Here is a 21,208-nt window from a genome sequence, read left to right on the forward strand (position 1 = left end):
GGCTGTCTGAATCTGAACTGCAAGGAGGAGAGCACTGTGTTAACTCTGATCCGCCGTTGGCTGGCTCACTATGATGCCTGGTGCGAGCGTATGGGCTTTGTGCCGGAAAACCGGCGCTGCTGTGCGCCCGTCCGCTATGATGAAGACGATGCCCGTCATCCGGCGCAGCGCGCTGCCAGGACAAGAGCGTGTCAGTCAGTGAAAAAGGATACCTCAGGTGCAGCTGATCGATAGTCACTGCCATTTCGATTTTCCGCCGTTTGCCGGTGATCCAGAGTCCTATCTGGCACAAGCCGGGCAGGCTGGCGTCAGCCATATCGTGATCCCATCGGTGGGGGCGCGAAACTGGCAGCCCATTCAGACATTGTGTGCCCGCACGGCATCCCCTGCACAGCCGGCACTCTTCTATGCACTGGGCATGCACCCGTATTTTGCTTCCGAGCATGATGCCGACACACTGAACCAGCTGGAGAGCAGGCTGAAAAAGGTCAGTCAGGAGACGGGCAACCGCTGTGTGGCTGTCGGGGAGTGCGGGCTGGATTTTGCTATCCCGAATGCAGACAGACAGCAGCAAAAGGGCTGGCTGATCAGGCAACTGGAATTAGCCAATCAATTTAACCTGCCGGTGATACTTCACTGCCGGAAAGCTTTCCCTGAACTGATGCAATGCCTGAAACCTTGCCCGCCAATTCGGGGAGGGGTTTATCATGCATTCAGTGGTAGTTTGCAGCAAGCGTCTCAACTTCTTGATCTAGGTATCAAAATTGGCGTCGGTGGTACGATCACCTATCGCAGAGCGAACAAAACTCGAACTACAATGACTCAGTTACCTCTCGATGCGATGTTACTGGAAACCGATGCGCCAGATATGCCGTTGGCCGGTTACCAGGGAGAGCCGAATCAGCCGGACAGAGTGGCGTTAGTGCTAGCGGCTCTGGCTGAACTGAGGTCAGAATCATTGGCGGCACTTGCTGCTGCTACTAGCAAAAATGCAGAAGTTTTGTTTGCACTGCCTTCTCAAACTTGATGATTTTGACATTTCTCTTGCTTTTCTTTATCCATCAGGCGGTGACTTGGTGTGACCTCTATCACACTTGATGTTCATCTTTCACTCGGTTTCCAATCAAAGTGTGATGTGTGCATTACATGCTGTAAGTTGCCATGCGTATAATGCGCCCGACTCTTGAGAGAGCCGAATTGTCGAGACGCCAAAATTTAACTATAGGGATGCCATAAACTATGAGCGTGTTTATGAGCCTGGTTGGGATGGTTGTGCTGCTGCTTGTGGCTGTGCTGCTGTCTGATAACCGTAAAGCTATTAACTTACGTACCGTGGGTGGCGCGTTTGCCATTCAACTCTTTTTCGGCGCATTCGTACTGTATGTGCCGGTAGGCCGTGATGTGCTGTATGGTGCATCACAATTCGTTGCAAGTGTGATCGGTTACGGCGATCAGGGGATTTCTTTCCTGTTCGGCGGTCTGGTATCAGGCAAGATGTTTGAAGTCTTCGGTGGCGGCGGTTTCGTTTTCGCCCTGAAAGTGCTGCCGGTTATTGTGTTCTTCTCAGCACTGATCAGCGTACTGTACTATCTGGGTATCATGCAGTTTGTGATTAACATTCTGGGTGGTGGTCTACAGAAAGCACTGGGAACGTCCCGTGCCGAATCCATGTCTGCAACAGCGAACATTTTCGTGGGTCAAACTGAAGCACCGCTGGTTGTGCGTCCGTTTGTACCTAAGATGACTCAGTCTGAGCTGTTCGCTGTGATGTGTGGTGGTCTGGCGTCTGTTGCCGGTGGTGTACTGGCCGGTTATGCCTCTATGGGTGTACCGCTGGAATACCTGATTGCAGCCTCTTTCATGGCGGCACCGGGTGGTCTGTTGTTTGCGAAAATCATCAAACCTGAAACAGAAACGCCTTTGGATCAATTGGGCGTTGATAAAGATGATGAAGGTCACGATGACAAGCCTGCTAACGTCATTGACGCAGCGGCTGCGGGTGCCTCTTCCGGTATGCAACTGGCACTGAACGTCGGTGCGATGCTGCTGGCGTTCATCGGTCTGATTGCTCTGATCAACGGTATGTTGGGTTGGTTTGGCGGCTGGTTCGGTATGCCTGAGCTGACGCTGGAACTGATCCTGGGTTATGTCTTCCAGCCGCTGGCTTTCCTGATTGGTGTGCCTTGGAATGAAGCACAGGTTGCCGGTTCTTTCATCGGTCAGAAAATAGTCGTGAACGAGTTCGTGGCTTACCTGAACTTCACGCCGTACCTGAAAGATGTGGCTGATGGTGGTCTGCTGGTTGCTGAAACTGGTGTAGCGATGACTGAGAAGACCAAAGCGATCATTTCTTTCGCACTGTGTGGTTTCGCAAACCTGTCTTCGATTGCTATCCTGCTGGGTGGTCTGGGCGGTCTGGCACCAAGCCGTCGTCACGACATTGCCCGCTTCGGTATGAAAGCCGTTGCCGCAGGTACGCTGTCTAACCTGATGTCTGCAACGATTGCAGGTTTGTTCCTGTCACTGTAATTCAGTCAGAAACCGTCAGATTGAAAACGCCACAGCCTAGCTGTGGCGTTTTTTTTCGCCTCGCATTTTCTTTGCCGCTGACACTGGCGGCAGTCAACAGAATCAGTAACTATCTGAATCATTTTCAGTAAAAGCCGGTAAAAACCGTCAATTGACTCTTCCTTCACTCAGGCGGTACGCGCATGCTTAAGGGGTCAGCAGACACTTGGTTTTCTGCGGTCTACACTCTGTGAGTATTTCCAGACCGGATTGCTTCGCACTCCCAGTCTGGTAACAACGACTGGAGTGATAGCATGCATGACGTGATAGTGGCTTTACTGGCAGGTGTGATAGTTGGACTGATGTTTTCCGCACTTAAACTGCCGATTCCGGCTCCCCCTGTGTTATCCGGGGTGATGGGCATTGTCGGTGTGTATATCGGCGGGCAGCTGTATCAATGGCTGATTGAACGTTTCTTTTCCTGAACAAGGTTCAGAATTGATCCGGACGGATAGATGACGATAGCCGCGTGCTGAATCAACACATTATCCACCCTGGGAAACGTCTATTGTATGGTTTGCCTCTGAGCTCCTTGGTAAAATGGCTGCGTTGAATCGCAGGTTGATGATATCTGCGTGTAAGTATCCTGATAATTCTGTGAATTAGGATGCAAAAATGAATGGCTGGCAAGGTGATGCCACCTTGCGCGGTGAAAAGGACGTCGATCGGGCACGCTGTAAAGGGCCTGAGTCTTCATGGAATCAAGTCCGCTTCTGTTTCTCTGAGGCTACAATCGGCAGAGTTACTACTGTCTGAGTGGGCAAAGTGAACAGAACACTTGGTAGAACATAATCGACTGGAGAAAGTCATGAGCGATTTAAAAACGGCTGCACTGCGTGCGTTAAAACTGATGGACCTGACCACACTGAACGATGACGATACCGATGCGAAAGTGATCGAACTGTGTAAGAACGCGAAAACCCCTGTCGGAAATACCGCGGCGATTTGTATTTATCCGCGTTTTATTCCGGTTGCCAAAAAGCAGCTGCGCGAGCAGGGCACGCCGGATGTTCGTATTGCTACAGTGACCAACTTCCCGCACGGCAACGATGACATTGACATTGCCGTTGCTGAAACCAAAGCGGCCGTTGCTTACGGCGCGGATGAAGTGGATGTGGTGTTCCCGTACCGCGCCCTGATTGCCGGTAACGAGGAAGTGGGCTTTGAGCTGGTTAAACAGTGTAAAGCCGCCTGCGGTGACATTCTGCTGAAAGTGATTATTGAAACCGGTGAGCTCAAAGAGCCGGCACTGATCCGCAAAGCCTCTGAAATTTCTATCAAAGCCGGTGCGGATTTCATCAAGACCTCAACAGGCAAAGTACCAGTGAACGCAACGCCTGAAGCGGCAGAGATTATGTTGACGGTAATCAAAGACATGGGCGTACAGAACAGCGTAGGCTTTAAGCCTGCCGGTGGTGTACGTACCGCTGAAGACGCACAGCAGTTCCTGGCGATGGCTGATCGTATTCTGGGTGCCGACTGGGCAGACAGCGCACACTATCGTTTTGGTGCATCCAGCTTGCTGGCAAACCTGCTCAATACGCTGGGTGAAGGCGAGAAAGCCGCAGAAGGCGGTTACTGATACCACAGGTATCGGTTGACCGATTCTGAACCTGATCTGTGGCAGCCGGCTCAACGGGCTGCCACAGGAAACTGCCAAATAAAGGGAAAGACCGCGCCTGTCTGCTCGTGCTGCTGACGCTGTTTGGTCTGCCGGGCGTTATTGTCTCTCCCCAGCCATGTCGAGGCATCCTATGTATTTACCTCAGGAAATTATCCGCAAGAAGCGCGATAACATCGCACTCACCCAAGACGAAATTAACTTCTTTATTCAGGGCATCGCCAAAGACACTGTGTCTGAGGGCCAGATCGCAGCTTTCGCGATGGCGGTGTACTTCAACGACATGACCATGAATGAGCGGGTTGCACTGACCTGTGCCATGCGCGACTCAGGCATGGTGCTGAACTGGGATCACATGAACTTTGGCGGCCCGATTGTCGACAAACACTCCACCGGCGGTGTGGGTGATGTGACCTCACTGATGCTCGGCCCCATGGTCGCCGCCTGTGGCGGTTTCGTGCCTATGATTTCAGGTCGTGGTCTGGGCCATACCGGCGGCACGCTGGATAAACTGGAATCTATTCCGGGCTATAACATCATGCCGTCGAACGAGGTGTTCGGTCAGGTTACCAAAAGTGCAGGCGTGGCCATTATCGGCCAGACCGGTGATCTTGCACCGGCTGATAAGCGTGTGTATGCCACCCGCGATATTACCGCCACGGTTGATAATATCTCACTGATCACTGCCTCTATTCTGTCGAAGAAGCTGGCCGCAGGTCTGGAATCGCTGGTGATGGACGTCAAAGTGGGTTCAGGCGCTTTCATGCCTACTTATGAGGCTTCGGAAGAACTGGCGAAATCCATTGTGGCCGTGGCCAACGGTGCCGGCACCAAAACCACCGCCTTACTGACCGACATGAACCAGATACTGGCATCCAGTGCCGGTAACGCAGTAGAAGTGCGCGAAGCCGTCCAGTTCCTGACCGGCGAATACCGCAATCCGCGCTTGTTTGAAGTCACTATGGCGCTGTGTGCAGACATGCTGCTGAACGCAGGCCTGGCCAAAGACGAAGGCGAAGCCCGCGCTAAGTTGCAAGCGGTGCTGGACAACGGCGCAGCGGCAGAGCGGTTCGGAAAAATGGTGCACGGCCTGGGTGGTCCGGCTGATTTTGTTGAAAACTATAATAATTATCTGGCGAATGCAGAGATCATCAAACCTGTGTTTGCTGAAACCAGCGGCTTTGCCGGGGCGATGGATACCCGCGCACTGGGCATGGCCGTGGTGAGCATGGGCGGTGGCCGGAAAGTGGCTTCTGACAGTATTGATTATGCGGTGGGTCTGACTGACATGATACGTCTGGGTCAGACGCTTGATAAGCAGACCCCGCTGGCCGTTATCCATGCCCGCAATGAAGCACAATGGCAGGACGCTGCGAATGCTGTTCGTCAGGCTGTCACAGTCACTGAGCAGGCACCGGCGGCGACACCAGAGGTATACCGTCGCATCCGTGCTGAAGATGTCTAAATTGGAGCAATGATGAAAAGAGCAATTATCCTGGTACTCGATTCTTTTGGCTTGGGTGCCACTGAAGATGCGGTCAAATTCGGCGATGTGGGTGCGAACACCATGGGCCATATTGCCAAAGCCTGTGCTGAAGGCCGTGCCGACAATGCCGAACGCAGCGGTTTGCTGAACCTGCCAAACCTGACCCGACTGGGTCTGGGTAAGGCAGCGGAAGAGTCCTGCGGTGAATTCCCGCAAGGCTTAGATCCTGTGGCTGAGATCACCGGCGCCTACGGTCACGCTGCTGAGATCTCATCTGGCAAAGACACCCCGTCTGGCCACTGGGAAATCGCCGGTGTGCCGGTATTGTTCGACTGGGGTTACTTCAGCGACACCAGCAACAGTTTCCCGCAGGAGCTGCTGGATCGCATTGTCGAACGTGCACAACTGCCGGGATACCTGGGTAATTGCCATGCTTCCGGTACTCAGGTACTGGACGATCTGGGCGAGGAGCACATGAAAACCGGCAAGCCGATTTTCTATACCTCGGCAGATTCTGTGTTCCAGATTGCCTGCCATGAAGAGACTTATGGCCTAGATAACCTGATGACGCTGTGCGAGATCGTGCGCGAAGAGCTTGAAGACTACAATATCGGCCGCGTGATTGCCCGTCCGTTTATCGGCGCAGGTAAAGGTCAGTTTGAACGTACCGGTAACCGCCGTGATCTGTCTCTTGAGCCACCGTCAGCCACTGTGCTGCAAAAACTGGTGGAAGAGAAGCAAGGTGACGTGGTGTCTGTCGGTAAGATTGCCGATATTTATGCCCATTGCGGTATCACCCAGAAAGTGAAAGCGACCGGACTTGAAGCTCTGTTTGATGCCACCCTGGCACAAATGGAAAACGCCGGTGACAACACCATAGTGTTCACTAACTTTGTCGATTTCGATTCCGCCTACGGCCACCGCCGCGATGTGGCCGGTTATGCCGCCGCGCTGGAATATTTTGACCGTCGCCTGCCTGAGCTGCTGTCGCAGCTGAAAGAAGACGACGTGCTGATCATCACGGCCGATCACGGTTGTGATCCAACCTGGCCGGGCACAGACCATACCCGTGAGCACATTCCTGTGCTGGTGAGTGGTCCTAAGATCCCGGCTGGCTCACTGGGTCGCCGCGACACCTTTGCCGATATCGGCCAGAGCCTGGCGAGCTACTTCGGTACCTCGGCAATGGATTACGGCAAATCTTTTCTGTAACCGCACTGCAGTGTGGTGAGGTTTGACGCTGAATGCGCCACTGCCTCATCCATAATGGATGAGGCACTCAACAAATTTAAGGAGCGAACAGATGGCTACTCCACATATTAACGCTGAAATGGGTGATTTTGCCGACGTGGTTCTGATGCCGGGCGACCCATTGCGTGCCAAGTTCATCGCAGACACTTTCCTGGAAGAGGTGAAAGAAGTCTGTAATGTGCGCAATATGTACGGTTACACCGGCACATACAAAGGTCGCAAGATCTCTGTTATGGGCCACGGTATGGGCATTCCATCCTGTTCTATCTATGCCACTGAGCTGGTCAAAGACTTCGGCGTGAAGAAAATCATCCGTGTCGGCAGCTGTGGTGCCGTGCGTGATGACGTCAATCTGCGCGATGTGGTGATCGGCATGGGAGCCTCGACCGACTCTAAAGTGAACCGCATCCGTTTTGGTGGTCACGATTTTGCGGCCATTGCTGATTTTGGCATGGTAAAAAATGCCGTGGATGCCGCCAAAGCCAAAGGTATTGAAGTCAAAGTTGGCAACCTGTTCTCAGCCGACTTGTTCTACAACCCGGATTTCGACTTCTTCAAGACCATGGATAAGTACGGCATTCTGGGTGTGGAAATGGAAGCGGCCGGGATTTACGGTGTGGCGGCGGAATTCGGTGCCAAAGCCCTGACCATATGTACTGTGTCTGACCACATTCTGCGTGGCGAAGCGACGACTTCTGATGAGCGTCAGACCACGTTTTTAGAGATGATGGAAATCGCCCTGGAATCTGTCCTGCTGGGTGATAAAGACGCCTGAGTTTGAGTCTACGCTTGTGGAGACAGGCGGACGCGCAAAAGAGGCTTCGGCCTCTGACTCAAAGCAAAAGACGACCGCATGGTCGTCTTTTTTTTGCTCATACAACGTGGGACAATGCAGCTCTGCAAGCGCTTTCGCCGTATCGGAAAGAATAGCTAATCCTTGGCGTTGGCCGTCAGCAGGAAGGGGAAATGCCACACGTCTTTTCGGCGCCCGAAGGTATAAGCCAGAATAAAACCGATGAACAGTGCAACCAGCAGCATGCCCCGCACCGTGTTTGTCATAGTGTCGATTTGATCCGCGGCGTGCTGGACCAGTTTGCCGTGTTCCAGCGTCAGGCGGATAAAGCCGACCACTTGCCCCTCATCGGTCATCACAGGCTGAACCAGTTGCTGGCGGCCGATACTGGCAGTAGAAAGAGGGGTGGTCAGGCCGGACACCTGCTCAAGCGGCATCGCATCTTCGGTTTGCGCCAGCGGAACACCTTCAAGATCATAAATACTGGCGTCCAGTATCAGGGGTTCATCGGAAATACGGTTGACCAGATCCTGCAGCTTGTCCTGCTGTTTGTCGAGAATATCGCCAGCTGCTGTGCTGGCCGCCTGACGGGCGATAATGCGAGACAGCGACTGCGTCTGCTCACTCAGCATGTTGAAGTTGTTCTGATTCAGCCGGGCGCCGTACTCCAGCATGGTAATCAAGCCGGCAAAACTAACGGCTAATACCAGAAACTGCCAGATACGCTGCATGCGTACAGTTTTGAACTTAAACATAGTCGTGACTTCTTCGATAAGGCTAACTGAGCAATATTGGGACTTGCCCTGACAAATTGCAATAGGGTACTTTGAAGGGAGTTGAATACGCCTTTACAGGGATGTGATATACAGTGCTGACCATAAAAAAACATACTTCGCTTCATACCCGCTTTCCAGACTGTGTTGCCAGCAGTAATCTGGATGTTAAACACGTGGCTTCAGTGATTTACAGTAAATCTCTGACCACAGATCGTATCGATCGTCTTGAAACCCAGACTGGTGAGAGCCTGTCGCCGGTGGCCGCCTGGAAGGTGGGCGAGTACGATGTGCTGCTGCTGACCAATCCCTTGTCCGACACCCTGATCAGTGCGCTGGACGCCAATAAGATTGATTACGCCCATTATAAAGACTTGCCGGATTTGTCCGAGCCGGGTCTGGTGGTGTTTGATATGGACTCCACGGCGATTCAAATCGAATGCATTGATGAAATTGCCAAACTGGCCGGTGTCGGTGAGCAGGTGGCGGAAGTGACTGAGCGAGCCATGCAGGGGGAGCTGGATTTTGAACAGAGCCTGCGCCAGCGCGTCGGCACACTCAAAGGCGCCAGTGCTGACATTCTGCTGCAAGTTCGCAACCAGCTGCCTCTGATGCCGGAAATGCGCGATTTGGTGATGGCGCTGCACCATTATGGCTGGAAAACCGCGATTGCTTCCGGCGGCTTTACCTATTTCTCTGATTATCTCAAAGACGAGCTGAACCTGACTCACGCCCAGTCCAACCAGCTGGAAATCGTTGACGGTAAACTAACCGGTCAGGTACTCGGCAGCGTGGTCGATGCACAAACCAAGGCCGATATCCTGCGCGAGCTGGCAGAAGAATACGATATCGCCAGGCACAACACGGTTGCGGTCGGTGACGGCGCCAATGATCTGGTGATGATGGCCGCTGCCGGGCTGGGTATCGCTTACCATGCCAAACCCAAAGTGGTAGCAGCCGCACCCGCCGCCGTCCGCTACGCCGATCTCGGCGGCGTGCTGTGTATTCTTTCCGCTTCCCTCTGGCCGCAGAAAATCGGCTGGTAGGTGATTCTGAAACAATGGAAAAAGCGAAATCGGTCGGTTTCGCTTTTTTTCGGTTATCAGCAATGCTGTTTGTTCGTAGACTCAATGATCACGGTCACGATGCAGAAGCAAAATCGCTTACTGGTTGGCTGTTTTGATCCGAACGAAGTGTGTTGAAGGGCGGGTATAAGTAGCGCAACTTGCGACGGCATCCTTGAGATCTTTTTTGGTGCCCGTACCTAAAGGAACACTGTGGGATATTGGCCAGAATCGGGAGGTTTTTTTGCATTATTGATTTTGAATCAAAGTCTTGCCTTGGTTTGCTCACTGCGGATACTGAAGTTATGATTTGGCTGAATCAATGCCATAGACGGATTGTGACATGGTGGCCTCCGGCGATTTGTAGTCAGACTAACCTAGTATGGCAAAGCCTGATGAGAGGCAGTCCATGTCATTCGTTATATTTACAGGAGGTTTAGTGACACCATTTTTCCTATCTCAAGTCTTAGTTGCTGTGGCTATTTGCTTTGATTTGATGTCATTCCAATTCAAAGACAGGCGAAAAATTGTAACTTGTCTGTTCTTCGCTGGAACGTTGATTTCCAGCCATTTTATTCTGCTTGAGCAATGGACTGCAGCGAGTCTAATGGTTATCGCTACCATTCGATATTTGGTGAGCGTATTTTCCACTTCGCCAAAGCTCAAATATCTATTCTGCACTGCATCAGTTATCTCGACTGTTGTAACCTACTCTGGGTTAGCCAGTGTAATTAGTTGTTTTGCATCCATTTTTCAATCGATCGCTGCGTTTAATAAAGATGACCGTCGTTTAAGAGAGTTTATGATTGTCGGTACAGCTCTTTGGCTCATACATAATTATGTTGTAGGCTCCCCAACAGCAGTCTTGATGGAAGTTCTCTTTATTTTTAGTAACTTAATTGGCTATTATCGCTACTACTATAAAAGCTCGGCAGCAGTATAAAATAACAAATGTTTAAGAGGGGCAGTAGCAGGCAAGAGGAAATATGGAAGTATCTCTCAAACAAATAGACCTGGGTTCGCGTAATATATTGGAGAATCTTTTCTCTTATTATGTCTATGATATGTCAGAGTTTATGGGGTGGGGGCCAAATTCAGAAGGATTGTATGCGTTCAATTCTGAGACTTTGGATTCGTACTGGAAAGAAGCTAGTCATGTGCCTTACTTTATTTATGTTGATAAGGAAATTGCTGGCTTTGCATTAGTTCGAAACTATTCGATTGAACCAGAAATTTTTGATATTGAGCAGTATTTCGTATTGCGTAAGTTCAAAGGAAAGGGGGTTGGTAAAAAGGCGCTTTTAGCGGTTGTAGCTAATCATCCAGGTAAGTGGCAAATTCGTGTTCTAAAGGAAAATGAAGCGGCATTGAAGTTTTGGGATTCAGCGGTCAAAAATATAGTAGGCAGCCGTTACGACGTTTCATTGGACATCGATGTGGATTTAGAAATGTACTTCATACGCTTTGAGGCAGTCAGTTAATAAGGCTACATGGACTCCCCGGCACTCTTTGAGCAGACAAAGAGTGCCGGGCGCGCATCAAACAATGCCGAGAAGCACACCGAACGCAAGCGCGACATAGGTTCCACAAGAATGGATGTCTTTTTATAAACGTTTTGTGGAACAACATTTTACGGAGAAATTAAAATCGATGAAAATTGACGCTTATTTGGTTAATTCCTTTACTGCCAATACCACCGGCGGAAATCCTGCCGGCGTAGTGCTGCATGCAGATAATCTTTCTGACGAAGAAAAACTTAACATCGCCAAAGCCGTTGGTTATTCAGAAACGGCGTTTGTATCCCAAGACGACGAAGCCGATTTTGAGCTGTCTTTTTTTACCACAACGGATGAAGTGGACTTCTGCGGTCATGCCACCTTAGCTGCATTTTCAACAATGTATCAAAAAGGGATCGTAACCGATGGACAATATGTTCAGAGGACTAAAGCAGGTTTACTTGCCGTCACTATAGAGCCTGATGGTCATATCGTTATGGCGCAGAAATTACCTGAATACCTTGGGGTGTTTGATTGTGAGGCGATATCAGCGTTAATTGGTATTGACTCGACAGTTCTGGCGTCAAGCGGGTTACCTGTCGAGGTTATTTCAACAGGCTTGCCAGATATGATTGTTCCCGTGCCATTGGGGTATCTGGATAGAATCCAGGTAAATGAAGATTTACTCAGTGATTTTTGCCAAGAACATGATCTTGTCAGTCTCCATGCTTTTGAACTGTGTGAGAAAGACAGCCGGCTGACAGCGAGTTGTCGGAACTTTGCTCCTTTGTTTGGCATCCCGGAAGAATCCGCAACCGGCAGTGCCAGCGGCGCCTTAGCCTGCTATTTATCCAAGCACCTTGGTAGCGAATATTCGAATGGTTTTACTTTCGAGCAAGGAAGGGCAATGGACTGTGTGTCAATCATTACCGCGTCAGTTGAGTCGAACGAACAGGGGATTACCAAGGTACTGGTCGGCGGTTTTGCACATGAAATTGGGTTGCAGCAGGTCTTCTTATAACCATGTACTTAAATGGACAATGTCCTTCCTCTGTTCTCAACAGTATAAAATGATATGAAAAATGTAGACCTGCATCTCAGCAAACGGGAGCACCCCTGCTCGTCATGTACCTGCTTCCTGATCACCCCAGTGGGATATGAGCGCCTCGCGAAACACAGTCAGTTTGGCCGAGTATTGCCGTGATGGCGGGTAGAGTAAAGTCAGCGGCTGAGGAGGCGGTGCATTGTGGCTGAGTACTTCCTGTAAGCGTCCGTCGGCGAGATATGGCCGAACGAAGAAAGTCAGTAACTGTACAATACCGGTGCCGGAGACAGCGGCTTCAACCAAAGGGTCGCCGTGATCAAGAATCAGATTCCCACCCACATCCATGCTGATGGGTTTACCGTTATCCGTAAACCGCCATGGGTTAATCAGCCCGTTTGAAGATAAACGAACTCTCAGGCAATTATGTTGCGATAACTCCTTGATACACTTTGGGACGCCACGTCTGGCAAGGTATTTGGCAGAGGCCACTGTGACCCAATTGGCTGACGATAAGCGCTTGGCTATCACTCGGGCATCGGCAACGGGGCCGCTGCGAATGACCGCATCAAATCCCTCATCAATAATGTCGACTATTCGATCGGTCAAAACCAGTTCGATGTTCAACTGGGGATGGGATTCCAGTAACTCACTGACGATCGGAATCAGGATAGCCCGTCCAAATGCGGAAGGCGCACTGACTTTCAGCGTGCCTTTGGGGGCGTTGCCATGATGCCGCATTTCATGCTGAGCATCAGAAAGTCCGGAGATTAATGGGCGGACGCGAAACAGAAATAATTCACCGTCTGCGGTCAGGCTCAGGCTGCGGGTATTGCGGTGCAACAATTTAACACCCAACTGTGCTTCCAGTCTGCTGATAGCTCTGGAAATACCCGACTGCGTGATACCTAGCTGCGTGGCTGCAACGGTGAAGCTTTGGTTGTCGGCCACCTTAATGAATTGCCTGATGGCATTGAGATCAGCATTCATGATTTAAGTCATTAGTGAAATGATTTCAAAGTGTTTATCGATCATATGTCATAAATGATACTGGGTGAACCTTAAACATCACTTGGAATGAATTTATGCGATCTCCTTTACCTTCAGGGGTTTACCTTCTTAGTCTCGGTATCTTTATCATGATTTCCTGCGAGTTGCAGGTGCTGGGTTTTATGCCTGCGCTGGCAGCAGATCTGGGTGTTTCAATTGCTGAGGTCGGTTATCTGGTCTCTGCCTTTGCTGCCAGTATGGCCATTGGCGGCCCAATCCTCATGCTTGCACTTTCTCGCTTCCCGCCGCGCATGATTCTGGCTTGCCTGTATGCCATTTTTATCCTGGGTGAGCTGTTTGGCGCTCTGGCACACAGCTATAGCCAGCTGATGCTGGCGCGTGCTGTTACGGGTATGGTGTCCGGTGCATTCTTTGGGGTATCGATTGGGCTTTGTTCAAGGATGGTTGACCCCAAAGATACGTTGCGAGCCGTTGCAATGGTGCTGGCGGGTATCATGTTGGGCACCATTATCGGCTTGCCTCTGGCAAAAGTGATTGCAGAATATTGGGGATGGCGTGAAAGCTTTTATGTGGTCGTGGCACTGGCAGTGTTCAGTGCCGCCTTGACGCTGAAGGCGGTTCCGTCTTTACCCGCAGAAGCTTCACATCCGTTAAAGCAAGAGCTGAAAGGGGTACTGGATGTGAGGTTATGGTGGGTTTTTGCGACCAGCTTTTGTGTGATTGGTGCGGTTTATGCGCCTTTTAGCTTTATCGTGCCGATTCTGACTGATTTAGCCGCCCTGCCGGAAGGGGCTGTTACCTGGTTACTCTTGGCTTATGGGTTGTGCATGCTGGCAGGAAACTATGTCGTTGCTGCTCTGGCTGTGAAACATGCTAAAGCGACAATCATGGGGGGCCTGGCTATTATGATCTCTGTCTTTGTGATGTTTGCGCTGTTTGCCGACATTGGCTGGGTAGCAGTGCTTTGTCTGGTGCTGTTGGGGTTTTGTGGTGTGAGTCTCAACCCGGCCCTGGTCAGCCGACTGATGTCGTTACCACAGGGGCAACGGGCCTTTATCAATACTTTGCACGCTTCTGTGATTAACGCCGGGATTATGTTCGGCAGCTTTGCGGCAGGCCTGACACTGGATTCAGGCTTTAGTCTGCATGTCACAATATGGCTGGGAGCTGCCATTGCGATTCTTGGTCTGACAGTGCTTGGAATGTCGCCTCAGCTTTGTGTATCGTCTGCCCAAACAGCGTCGCGACTGCCTCAGACAGATTAGTCCCGTATTCATTTTCGGACAATAGCAAGGCATTGTTGTCCTTTTAAAATGATTCTGCTGCCAGTTCCTTACCCAGATAAACCTCACCGCGGATATTGAAGCTAAGCTTGATTAAATCAATATCATAAACCGGCTGCGGCATAGTGAATCAGGCTGGGCAGGTGTGACAAAGCCTGATGCAGTGAAAGTCTATGTTACTGGTTGGGCAACTGAGCGGGAGAGCTGAACAATGAGCGAGCTGACTATCTGGACGTTAGACTGGGTACCTGAAGGCCCACGCGGATTCGTGCGTGACTTGCGGTTGCGATGGGCATGCGAGGAAGCTGGGCTGCCATACAAAGTGCAAACGATCCCCTTTGATGGCCGCGAGACTAATCATCTTGCCCGTCAGCCTTTTGGTCAGGTGCCGTTTTTGAGTGACGGTGAACTGCAGTTATTTGAAAGTGGCGCATGCCTTATGCATATTGCGCAGCAATCTGACAAGCTGATGCCGGGCGATGCTATTGGTCAGGCGCACACGCTGCAATGGGTATTTGCGGCGCTCAACTCTATCGAAATGGTCAGCGTATCCTGGTGGTTTCTGACGATTTCCGGTCATAGCGACAATGAACTTACCGGGTGGATGGGCAAGCGTCTGGCGCAGCTCGAGTGTGTGCTGAGCGAGCGAGAATGGCTTGCAGGCGATCGGTTCACGGCGGCGGACCTGCTGATGGCTGACGTGCTGCGTATACCGCAAGTGCGTGCTGTCAGTAACCGCCCGGCTTCGGAAGCCTACGTGGTTCGTTTAACCAGCCGTCCGGCCTTTAAGAAAGCCTATGCGGATCAGATGGCGCATTTCGAACTGGCCGACAAGGAGCGGGCTTAACCTGCCTTTCAGCTGTGTGTAAACCCGGATCTGACCTGCTCCCTCAAAACACGTTGAAGCTGTATTCTTGTTGTGAGGGAGAGGCCGATAGATCAACCTGTCAGAAATACCTGTTTTTGGTGCTCTCATTTAACCTAATGCGCGTTACAGGCCCAGCCTCAGCAGCACTTCATCGGTCACGTCGTAGAACTCACCGAATCCCATCAGCGAGGTAAACTCATTTTCCAGCGCTCTGGCGCGGTGCATGGCCAGGCGGGACAGCTCTGCCAGCTCCCGGCTGATCAGTGCGGTTGTCGGATCCAGCATAGGGACTGTGGTGATACGTACCGCCAGAAAATGCCCTTGCTCTCTGGCCTGCTGAGCAAATCGGCGGCGGGTGTCGCCTGTCGGAAAATCACTGAAAAGCTTGCTGAGCACTTTGGGCTGACCAAGCGGTTGAGGCAGCACCGCCAGATACATTTCGTGTACATAAGGCTCACTGACGGTTATCGGGCGCATCGGTTCGCTGAGCAAAGCTTTCACCCTGTTCTGGAAAATGGGTGCCAGATTGATCTGCTTGCCATCACCCAGCTCCATCATCAGTTTACCAAGCGCTGGCAGTGGCTGGTTAGCGCCCAACGCGCGTACTTTTACCTGATTATCAATTTTTTCGCAGAAGAAGGGCAAACAGTTGAGCCGTGTCAGCAGCATCTGGTGCATGGCCTGCAATAGCGGACCGGCAGGCATGATTTCTTCACTGACAGGCAGCCGCTCTTCGTTGTGCTTGATGAGCCGTCGCAGAAAATGTTCGCTGCGTGTGGCGTCATCGCCCCGCCCGGTTTCAAGTTGCACATTACGTCTGTCGGGACTCAAACGGACAACCTGATAAGGAATGCGTTTAAGCGGGGCATCTTTGGCCATTTTCAGCAGTTCATCGAAAGTGACTTTCAGCACATCACCCCGCTTGGCATCCAGCGGTTCAGTCAGGCGAATGTTCAGACCGCGGGTGGAGACATCAATACTGGTTCCGCTGAGAATACTGGCTTCTTTGTCCGCAGCGGTGGGCTGCGACAGGCTGACAGGTGTGCGGAACAGAAAGCGTGATTCGCTGCGCTGTGGCTTGGGATCAAAGTAAATGGCACGCGAGCCGGAAACGGGATTTCGCGGATGACGGAATGTGTGTAAGTACTTGCTGGGCAGTGCCGGTTTTTCTGTCAGGCGATAGTCGTGCTGGCCATCCTTGTTGGTTAAATTCTGCAGTACCCCGATATGGGTCAGACTGGAGAGGGTTTCCAGCAGCTCAGGTGCGATTTCCTGCAGCTGGATTTTGTCATCCTGGCTGATAGGGTAAAGCGTCAGGCGAACAACCCGCCAGCTTTCTCTTGTTGCCCCGATTTGCCAGAACAACTGCCGCTCTTCCACGCTCATCTCAGGCAAGGCGGCGGAATAAAAATAGGTTTTGCCTTCGTGCTGATGGGTAAAGCTGTAAATCAGCGTACTGCCCTGGCTCAGGCCTTCCTGTCCCAGAGTGCGGATACGATCTTCAGACAGCAGATGATTGATCACCGACTGATTACGCTCGTCATGCCAGTGTTCCCACAGGTGGCGGTTATGCTCTGTCTGCAGGCAATACTTCAGCTCATTACCGGCAAAAAACAGCGGTATGCTGCTGGTATGCTTGAGGAAGCTGTGCTCATAGCCCCGGGTGCGCGACTGAATAATTTTATCTTCATGGTTCTGGCGCGAGCGGCTGGCCGCCATTTTCTGACGGGCTTCAATCGCCTCTTTAAGGGCGTCACTGGATTCAATCAGCATCAGCCGCAGCCAGATATAGCTGTCGTTATCTGCATGGGGTGATACCCCCAGAATCCGGTAGCTGATCCCCTGCACGAGCCGCTCGTCTTTGAGTTGCTTGGCCAGTTCGGGGAAAAACGCGGTGACAACCTGACCGGTATGGTAGCGGAAGGCGGAAGACACCCGAAAGCGTGCGCCGGAAGGCGAAATATCTGATGTGGTGCCGTTCACTTCCTGTGAATAGGGCAGAGTCAGCACAACCGGTGTGGTGATCTGGATACGTTGTTCGCTGCGGCTGAGGTGGTAGCCAAAACGCAGCAGCTCGGCCCCAAAAGGCAGCGCTTCTGCCGGTTCTTCTGGTGGCGGAGCTTGTGTGTCCTGCTGCTGCATAACCCGGAAGTTGTTGCGGGTATTCATCAGCGATTCAAACAGGCCGACCCGGTATTGTTCGCCATAGGTTTTGATTCGGCGACGATAGACATTCATTGCCACATCATCCAGCCAGTGCGTCATACCGTGCATGTCGTAGGGGCGACACTCGCCACTGACCTTACCGCGTAAATCAACAGGCTGGCGGCAGGGGGCCATCAGGCGGTTGATTTCCATTTTAACCTGTAAGCGTACCGGGCCACTGAGATCCGCGGTCAGGTGCTGAAACAAGTCATTAAAATCCCCGCTGTCATAAGCCGGGAGCAGTTGTTCTATCAGTCCTTTGTATTCATCCAGCAACATAGTGGTTTTAGCAATAGGTCTCTATCGGGTATGATCCCTATTGTGCAGTAAAACGAAGAATTGTCATAAGCTTGTAGGCGGAAAGTCAGGCATGACGCATGTCCTGTCTGTTTCTTAGCCACAGATTGGCTGTCGCCTGCACTGAGTGGCCCTTTCTGGTCACGGCTTGAAGACTCAAAAGGGATACAATGGCGAAAACCAAAAGAGCTTACGTTTGCAGTGATTGCGGCGCCGATTTTCCACGCTGGCAGGGCCAGTGCAGTGCGTGTGCCGCCTGGAATACCATTACTGAATTTACCATTCCCAAAACCAAGTCAGCACTTGGTGGTGCAAATGGCGGAGCTGCCAGCAGTTATGCCGGTTCGTCGACCAAAGTGCAGACGTTGTCGGATGTCGAAAGTAAAGATCTGCCGCGTTTCAGCTCGGGTATTTCAGAGCTTGACCGCGTGCTGGGTGGCGGTATCGTGCCGGGTTCCGTGCTCTTACTCTGCGGTGATCCTGGTGCCGGTAAATCCACTTTGTTACTGCAAAGCATCGGGGCGGTTGCGGAATCCCGTCAGGCGTTGTATGTCTCGGGTGAGGAGTCGATTCACCAGATTTCGCAGCGGGCGAAGCGCCTTGCGACACCAAATATCGATAAAATACAGGTGGTAGCTGAAACCTCGGTCGAGCAAATTCTCAATCACGTGGTTGAGCAGAAAGTCTCCTTCGTGATTATTGATTCTATCCAGACCATGACAGTGGCGCACAATGAATCGGCGGCGGGCAGCCCGAGTCAGGTCAAAGAGTCGGCGGCGGCTCTGACCCGTTTTGCCAAGACAGAAGGCGTGACTTTCATGATTGTCGGCCACATCAATAAAGACTCGAATGTAGCCGGTCCGATGCAGCTGATTCACATAGTCGATGGCTTGTTCGCACTCTCGTCGACCTCGGATGAAAAATTCCGGGTATTGCGCACCTCGAAGAACCGCTTCGGTGCTGATTCTGAATCCTGTTTCTTTGCTATGACAGAAACCGGCATGAAGCAGGTCAAGAACCCGTCGGCGATATTTCTCAGCCGCTCTAACAAAAACCATGCAGGTTCGGTATGTACCACACTCTGGGAAGGCACACGCCCTTTGCTGGTGGAGATTCAGGCACTGTGCAATCAGTCGATGACGGAAGTACCGCGCCGTTTGAGCGTGGGGTATGACTCTAACCGGCTGGCGATGTCAATTGCCGTGCTGGCGCGCCATGGTGGTGTGATGCTGTCGGACATGGACATCTTTGTAAACTGTGTCGGCGGGATCCGGATCGAAGAGACCTCGGCGGACTTGTCTGTTTTGCTGGCGATATTCTCCAGTTTCAAAAACGCACCGATCCCACAGGATGTACTGGTGTTTGGTGAAATTGGCCTGAACGGTGATATCCGCCCGTCAGCGAACGGAGTCGAACGGATTCGGGAAGCGGCAAAGCAAGGCTTTACCCGTGCGATTATCCCGAAAGCCAATGCGAGCCGCCCGCTTCCCGGTATTGAAATCATGGCGGTTGAAGACTTGCAAGAAGCGCTGGCCGCGTTTGAGCGGGTCGCCGTTTAAACCACGAACCTTTTATATTATTCAGATTCTCCTGCCTGGCCGATTGTTGTGTGTAAGGCAAACACAGCAACCGGCTTCTGTTCCCGTCAGCCATGCGTTTTCAGGGAGATGAAAGGTTTACCGCTTTTAATCAATTTCACACTTCAGGTGTTAATTTCACACTGAAAAAAGTGAATTGCTCTTTATCTTTAGTAAATATTTTCAATAGCCATCCAGTAAGATCTTCTTATTACATAGGAGGTAATACATGGCAATTGAATCATTTCTGAGTTGTTCTAATTTTAAAGATGCACCTAAAGATGTTTTCATGGCATCGCCTTATCAGCGTCCTTGTCGGCCACAAGATGTAAAGGCATTGGACTTATCGAAATCTGTTAACCTTGATAATTACTCGTCAAATGAAAACCTGTTAATTCAACGTGCAATTTTAAATGCCTATGAGTTAGATTTGGTCTTTTTGCCTTCCAGTAAAGCTGTAAATTTAAAAGAATTTAAAACATTCTACAGTGATGAAAACTATAAGAATGCAGCTGCAGTGTTAGCTTCTTTTGAGCATCTTGCCTTTTCTTCTCTGGAAAAAAGTATCAATGTATCAGGTTATTGGACCCTGCAAGACTTTGTAAAATATACGAAAACAAAAATAAAAGATGTTGCCAATAGTGAGTCAACACTTTATAAAAAAATAACAGGTTCGAAAGATCCTGAGTCAGCGGCTAGGTTTTTCTTTATCCAGTGTGCAGGTGACTTCCTGTCTGAAGCGTCAGCCATGGCGAGGAATGTATTAGGAAATTACGGCTCTGCTACGTCTGAGTTATTTAAAGTGCTGATCGATGAATACGGATACGGTGTACACGAGAAGAAACATTCCAGTATCTTTGAGGGAATGATGAAAGATGTTGGTTTAAATGAAATGATCCACTATTACTGGAATTTTTATACGCCAGGTAGTTTATCACTCATTAACTACTTTCATTACATTTCTAAAAATCACAGCCGTTTTTTCAAATACCTCGGTGCGCTTTATTATACTGAAGCGACGTTAGCTTTTACCACCAAGAGCCAATCCAAGATTGTTAATGATGTATTTAAGGGGCGGGTGAGCTCTCTGTATTTTGATGAACATAGCCACATTGATATTCATCATGGAAGAATGGCACTAGAGAAAATTATCATTCCTCTGGTTGAACTACACGGTGAATATATAATCCCTGATATTTTGGCAGGATTTGAAGAGTTTGCATCTCTACAAGATATAGCCGACGAAGAGTTGTATCGCCATATTGAAGTACATGACTCTCTTGATGAACTGATAGCAAAAGCGAAAAATTACCACGATGTAAGCGGTGCAGTTAAGTTTGAAGAAGTACTTGGTGAAGTGTCAGTATCGCATATCCATAACAACGATGAGTTATTCATGGTTGATGAAGGGGAATTAGACCTTTATTTCTCACCCGATAAAGTGGTACAGATGAAGGCAGGAGATAAGATCATCATTCCGTCTGGAATCCTGCACTTGTCAAAAATTACTTCTGAAAAATGTCTTTACTCTGTCAAGCATATTGAGGTGGTGTAAATGACAGTTATATCTTTAGATTCCAAGAAAAATAACAGACTTGCTGTTAATGACCAAAAGTTTTTCATTAAACGTGTTGAGCATGATGGTAAAGTTTGGGTCTTGCCGTCTGAATGTCCGCATCGCGGTGGTCCACTACACCTTGGTAAACAGTGTGAGAAAACAGGCGCAATAGTTTGCCCTTGGCACGACAACCGAATTAGCATGCATTGTATAAAGAGAAGTTCACTGCCTGCGATATCCAATAAAGATTTAGTTCATGTGGTGTTACCGAATGATAATTACCATATATGGTCAGAAAGTAAATCATAAAGGAAA

General features: G+C 50.5%; 20 protein-coding genes. 17 read left to right on the plus strand and 3 right to left on the minus strand.

The genetic code is table 11. The features are described 5' to 3' along the window. Nucleotides 1-36 precede the first annotated feature (36 nt). The 8 genes from IFO68_RS09190 to deoD all read left to right on the plus strand — a co-directional run bounded on the left by IFO68_RS09190 (nt 37) and on the right by deoD (nt 7,701). Entirely contained in the window at nt 37-234 is a 198-nt protein-coding gene (locus tag IFO68_RS09190) for a hypothetical protein (RefSeq protein ID WP_192015691.1), read from the plus strand. Continuing rightward, a complete protein-coding gene (locus IFO68_RS09195; RefSeq protein WP_419555438.1) occupies nt 218-1,027 on the plus strand; it encodes a TatD family hydrolase in 810 nt (269 codons plus the stop codon). The genes IFO68_RS09190 and IFO68_RS09195 overlap by 17 nt, the downstream gene beginning before the upstream one ends. Before the next feature lie 212 nt (nt 1,028-1,239). Then, on the plus strand, nt 1,240-2,529 hold the full coding sequence (locus tag IFO68_RS09200; RefSeq protein WP_192015621.1) for a NupC/NupG family nucleoside CNT transporter: 1,290 nt from the start codon (nt 1,240-1,242) through the stop codon (nt 2,527-2,529). Nucleotides 2,530-2,822: 293 nt separating this feature from the next. Next, nucleotides 2,823-2,993 (plus strand): XapX domain-containing protein, encoded by a 171-nt coding sequence (locus IFO68_RS09205; protein ID WP_192015622.1) that lies wholly within the window; start codon nt 2,823-2,825, stop codon nt 2,991-2,993. A 383-nt stretch (nt 2,994-3,376) separates the two neighbouring features. Continuing rightward, nucleotides 3,377-4,150 (plus strand): deoxyribose-phosphate aldolase, encoded by a 774-nt coding sequence (gene deoC / locus IFO68_RS09210; protein ID WP_192015623.1) that lies wholly within the window; start codon nt 3,377-3,379, stop codon nt 4,148-4,150. Between the two features lie 172 nt (nt 4,151-4,322). Further along, nucleotides 4,323-5,654: a thymidine phosphorylase gene (gene deoA / locus IFO68_RS09215; RefSeq protein WP_192015624.1), complete on the plus strand. Its 1,332-nt coding sequence runs from the start codon at nt 4,323-4,325 to the stop codon at nt 5,652-5,654. Nucleotides 5,655-5,666: 12 nt separating this feature from the next. Next, nucleotides 5,667-6,887: a phosphopentomutase gene (gene deoB, locus IFO68_RS09220; protein WP_192015685.1), complete on the plus strand. Its 1,221-nt coding sequence runs from the start codon at nt 5,667-5,669 to the stop codon at nt 6,885-6,887. 91 nt (nt 6,888-6,978) lie between these two features. Continuing rightward, nucleotides 6,979-7,701 (plus strand): purine-nucleoside phosphorylase, encoded by a 723-nt coding sequence (gene deoD / locus IFO68_RS09225; protein WP_192015625.1) that lies wholly within the window; start codon nt 6,979-6,981, stop codon nt 7,699-7,701. A 155-nt stretch (nt 7,702-7,856) separates the two neighbouring features. On the opposite strand, the gene IFO68_RS09230 is transcribed toward deoD, so the two are convergent. After that, nucleotides 7,857-8,474 carry a YtjB family periplasmic protein gene (locus IFO68_RS09230; RefSeq protein WP_192015626.1) on the minus strand — a complete coding sequence of 206 codons (618 nt, stop codon included), beginning with the start codon at nt 8,472-8,474 and terminating at the stop codon, nt 7,857-7,859. 113 nt (nt 8,475-8,587) lie between these two features. Between IFO68_RS09230 and serB the strand changes: the two genes are divergently transcribed. The 4 genes from serB to IFO68_RS09250 all read left to right on the plus strand — a co-directional run bounded on the left by serB (nt 8,588) and on the right by IFO68_RS09250 (nt 12,073). After that, the gene (gene serB, locus IFO68_RS09235; protein ID WP_192015627.1) at nt 8,588-9,538 is read left to right on the plus strand and encodes a phosphoserine phosphatase; all 951 of its coding nucleotides are present in this window, start codon (nt 8,588-8,590) and stop codon (nt 9,536-9,538) included. Nucleotides 9,539-9,995: 457 nt separating this feature from the next. Next, nucleotides 9,996-10,499 (plus strand): YgjV family protein, encoded by a 504-nt coding sequence (locus tag IFO68_RS09240; protein WP_192015628.1) that lies wholly within the window; start codon nt 9,996-9,998, stop codon nt 10,497-10,499. A 43-nt stretch (nt 10,500-10,542) separates the two neighbouring features. Next, entirely contained in the window at nt 10,543-11,037 is a 495-nt protein-coding gene (locus IFO68_RS09245) for a GNAT family N-acetyltransferase (protein WP_192015629.1), read from the plus strand. Between the two features lie 115 nt (nt 11,038-11,152). Continuing rightward, nucleotides 11,153-12,073 carry a PhzF family phenazine biosynthesis protein gene (locus IFO68_RS09250; protein ID WP_336510267.1) on the plus strand — a complete coding sequence of 307 codons (921 nt, stop codon included), beginning with the start codon at nt 11,153-11,155 and terminating at the stop codon, nt 12,071-12,073. A gap of 102 nt (nt 12,074-12,175) precedes the next feature. Here IFO68_RS09250 and IFO68_RS09255 read toward each other — a convergent pair whose 3' ends face one another. Beyond that, nucleotides 12,176-13,084: a LysR family transcriptional regulator gene (locus IFO68_RS09255; protein ID WP_192015630.1), complete on the minus strand. Its 909-nt coding sequence runs from the start codon at nt 13,082-13,084 to the stop codon at nt 12,176-12,178. A gap of 95 nt (nt 13,085-13,179) precedes the next feature. Between IFO68_RS09255 and IFO68_RS09260 the strand changes: the two genes are divergently transcribed. Both IFO68_RS09260 and IFO68_RS09265 read left to right on the plus strand, forming a co-directional pair. Continuing rightward, nucleotides 13,180-14,370, plus strand: a complete 1,191-nt coding sequence (locus IFO68_RS09260) for an MFS transporter (protein ID WP_192015631.1) — start codon at nt 13,180-13,182, stop codon at nt 14,368-14,370. A 229-nt stretch (nt 14,371-14,599) separates the two neighbouring features. Continuing rightward, on the plus strand, nt 14,600-15,235 hold the full coding sequence (locus IFO68_RS09265; protein ID WP_192015632.1) for a glutathione S-transferase family protein: 636 nt from the start codon (nt 14,600-14,602) through the stop codon (nt 15,233-15,235). A gap of 144 nt (nt 15,236-15,379) precedes the next feature. Here the strand turns inward: IFO68_RS09265 and IFO68_RS09270 are convergent, their stop codons facing one another. Continuing rightward, nucleotides 15,380-17,740, minus strand: a complete 2,361-nt coding sequence (locus IFO68_RS09270; protein ID WP_192015633.1) for a PilZ domain-containing protein — start codon at nt 17,738-17,740, stop codon at nt 15,380-15,382. A gap of 188 nt (nt 17,741-17,928) precedes the next feature. On the opposite strand from IFO68_RS09270, the gene radA reads away from it, so the two are divergent. The 3 genes from radA to IFO68_RS09285 all read left to right on the plus strand — a co-directional run bounded on the left by radA (nt 17,929) and on the right by IFO68_RS09285 (nt 21,202). After that, nucleotides 17,929-19,317 carry a DNA repair protein RadA gene (radA, locus tag IFO68_RS09275; protein ID WP_192015634.1) on the plus strand — a complete coding sequence of 463 codons (1,389 nt, stop codon included), beginning with the start codon at nt 17,929-17,931 and terminating at the stop codon, nt 19,315-19,317. Between the two features lie 247 nt (nt 19,318-19,564). Then, entirely contained in the window at nt 19,565-20,890 is a 1,326-nt protein-coding gene (locus IFO68_RS09280) for an iron-containing redox enzyme family protein (protein ID WP_192015635.1), read from the plus strand. Then, nucleotides 20,891-21,202, plus strand: a complete 312-nt coding sequence (locus IFO68_RS09285) for a Rieske 2Fe-2S domain-containing protein (protein ID WP_192015636.1) — start codon at nt 20,891-20,893, stop codon at nt 21,200-21,202. It begins immediately after the preceding gene. Nucleotides 21,203-21,208: the final 6 nt, after the last annotated feature.

It is taken from the genome of Photobacterium arenosum (genome assembly GCF_014841115.1).
Lineage (GTDB): Bacteria > Pseudomonadota > Gammaproteobacteria > Enterobacterales > Vibrionaceae > Photobacterium > Photobacterium arenosum.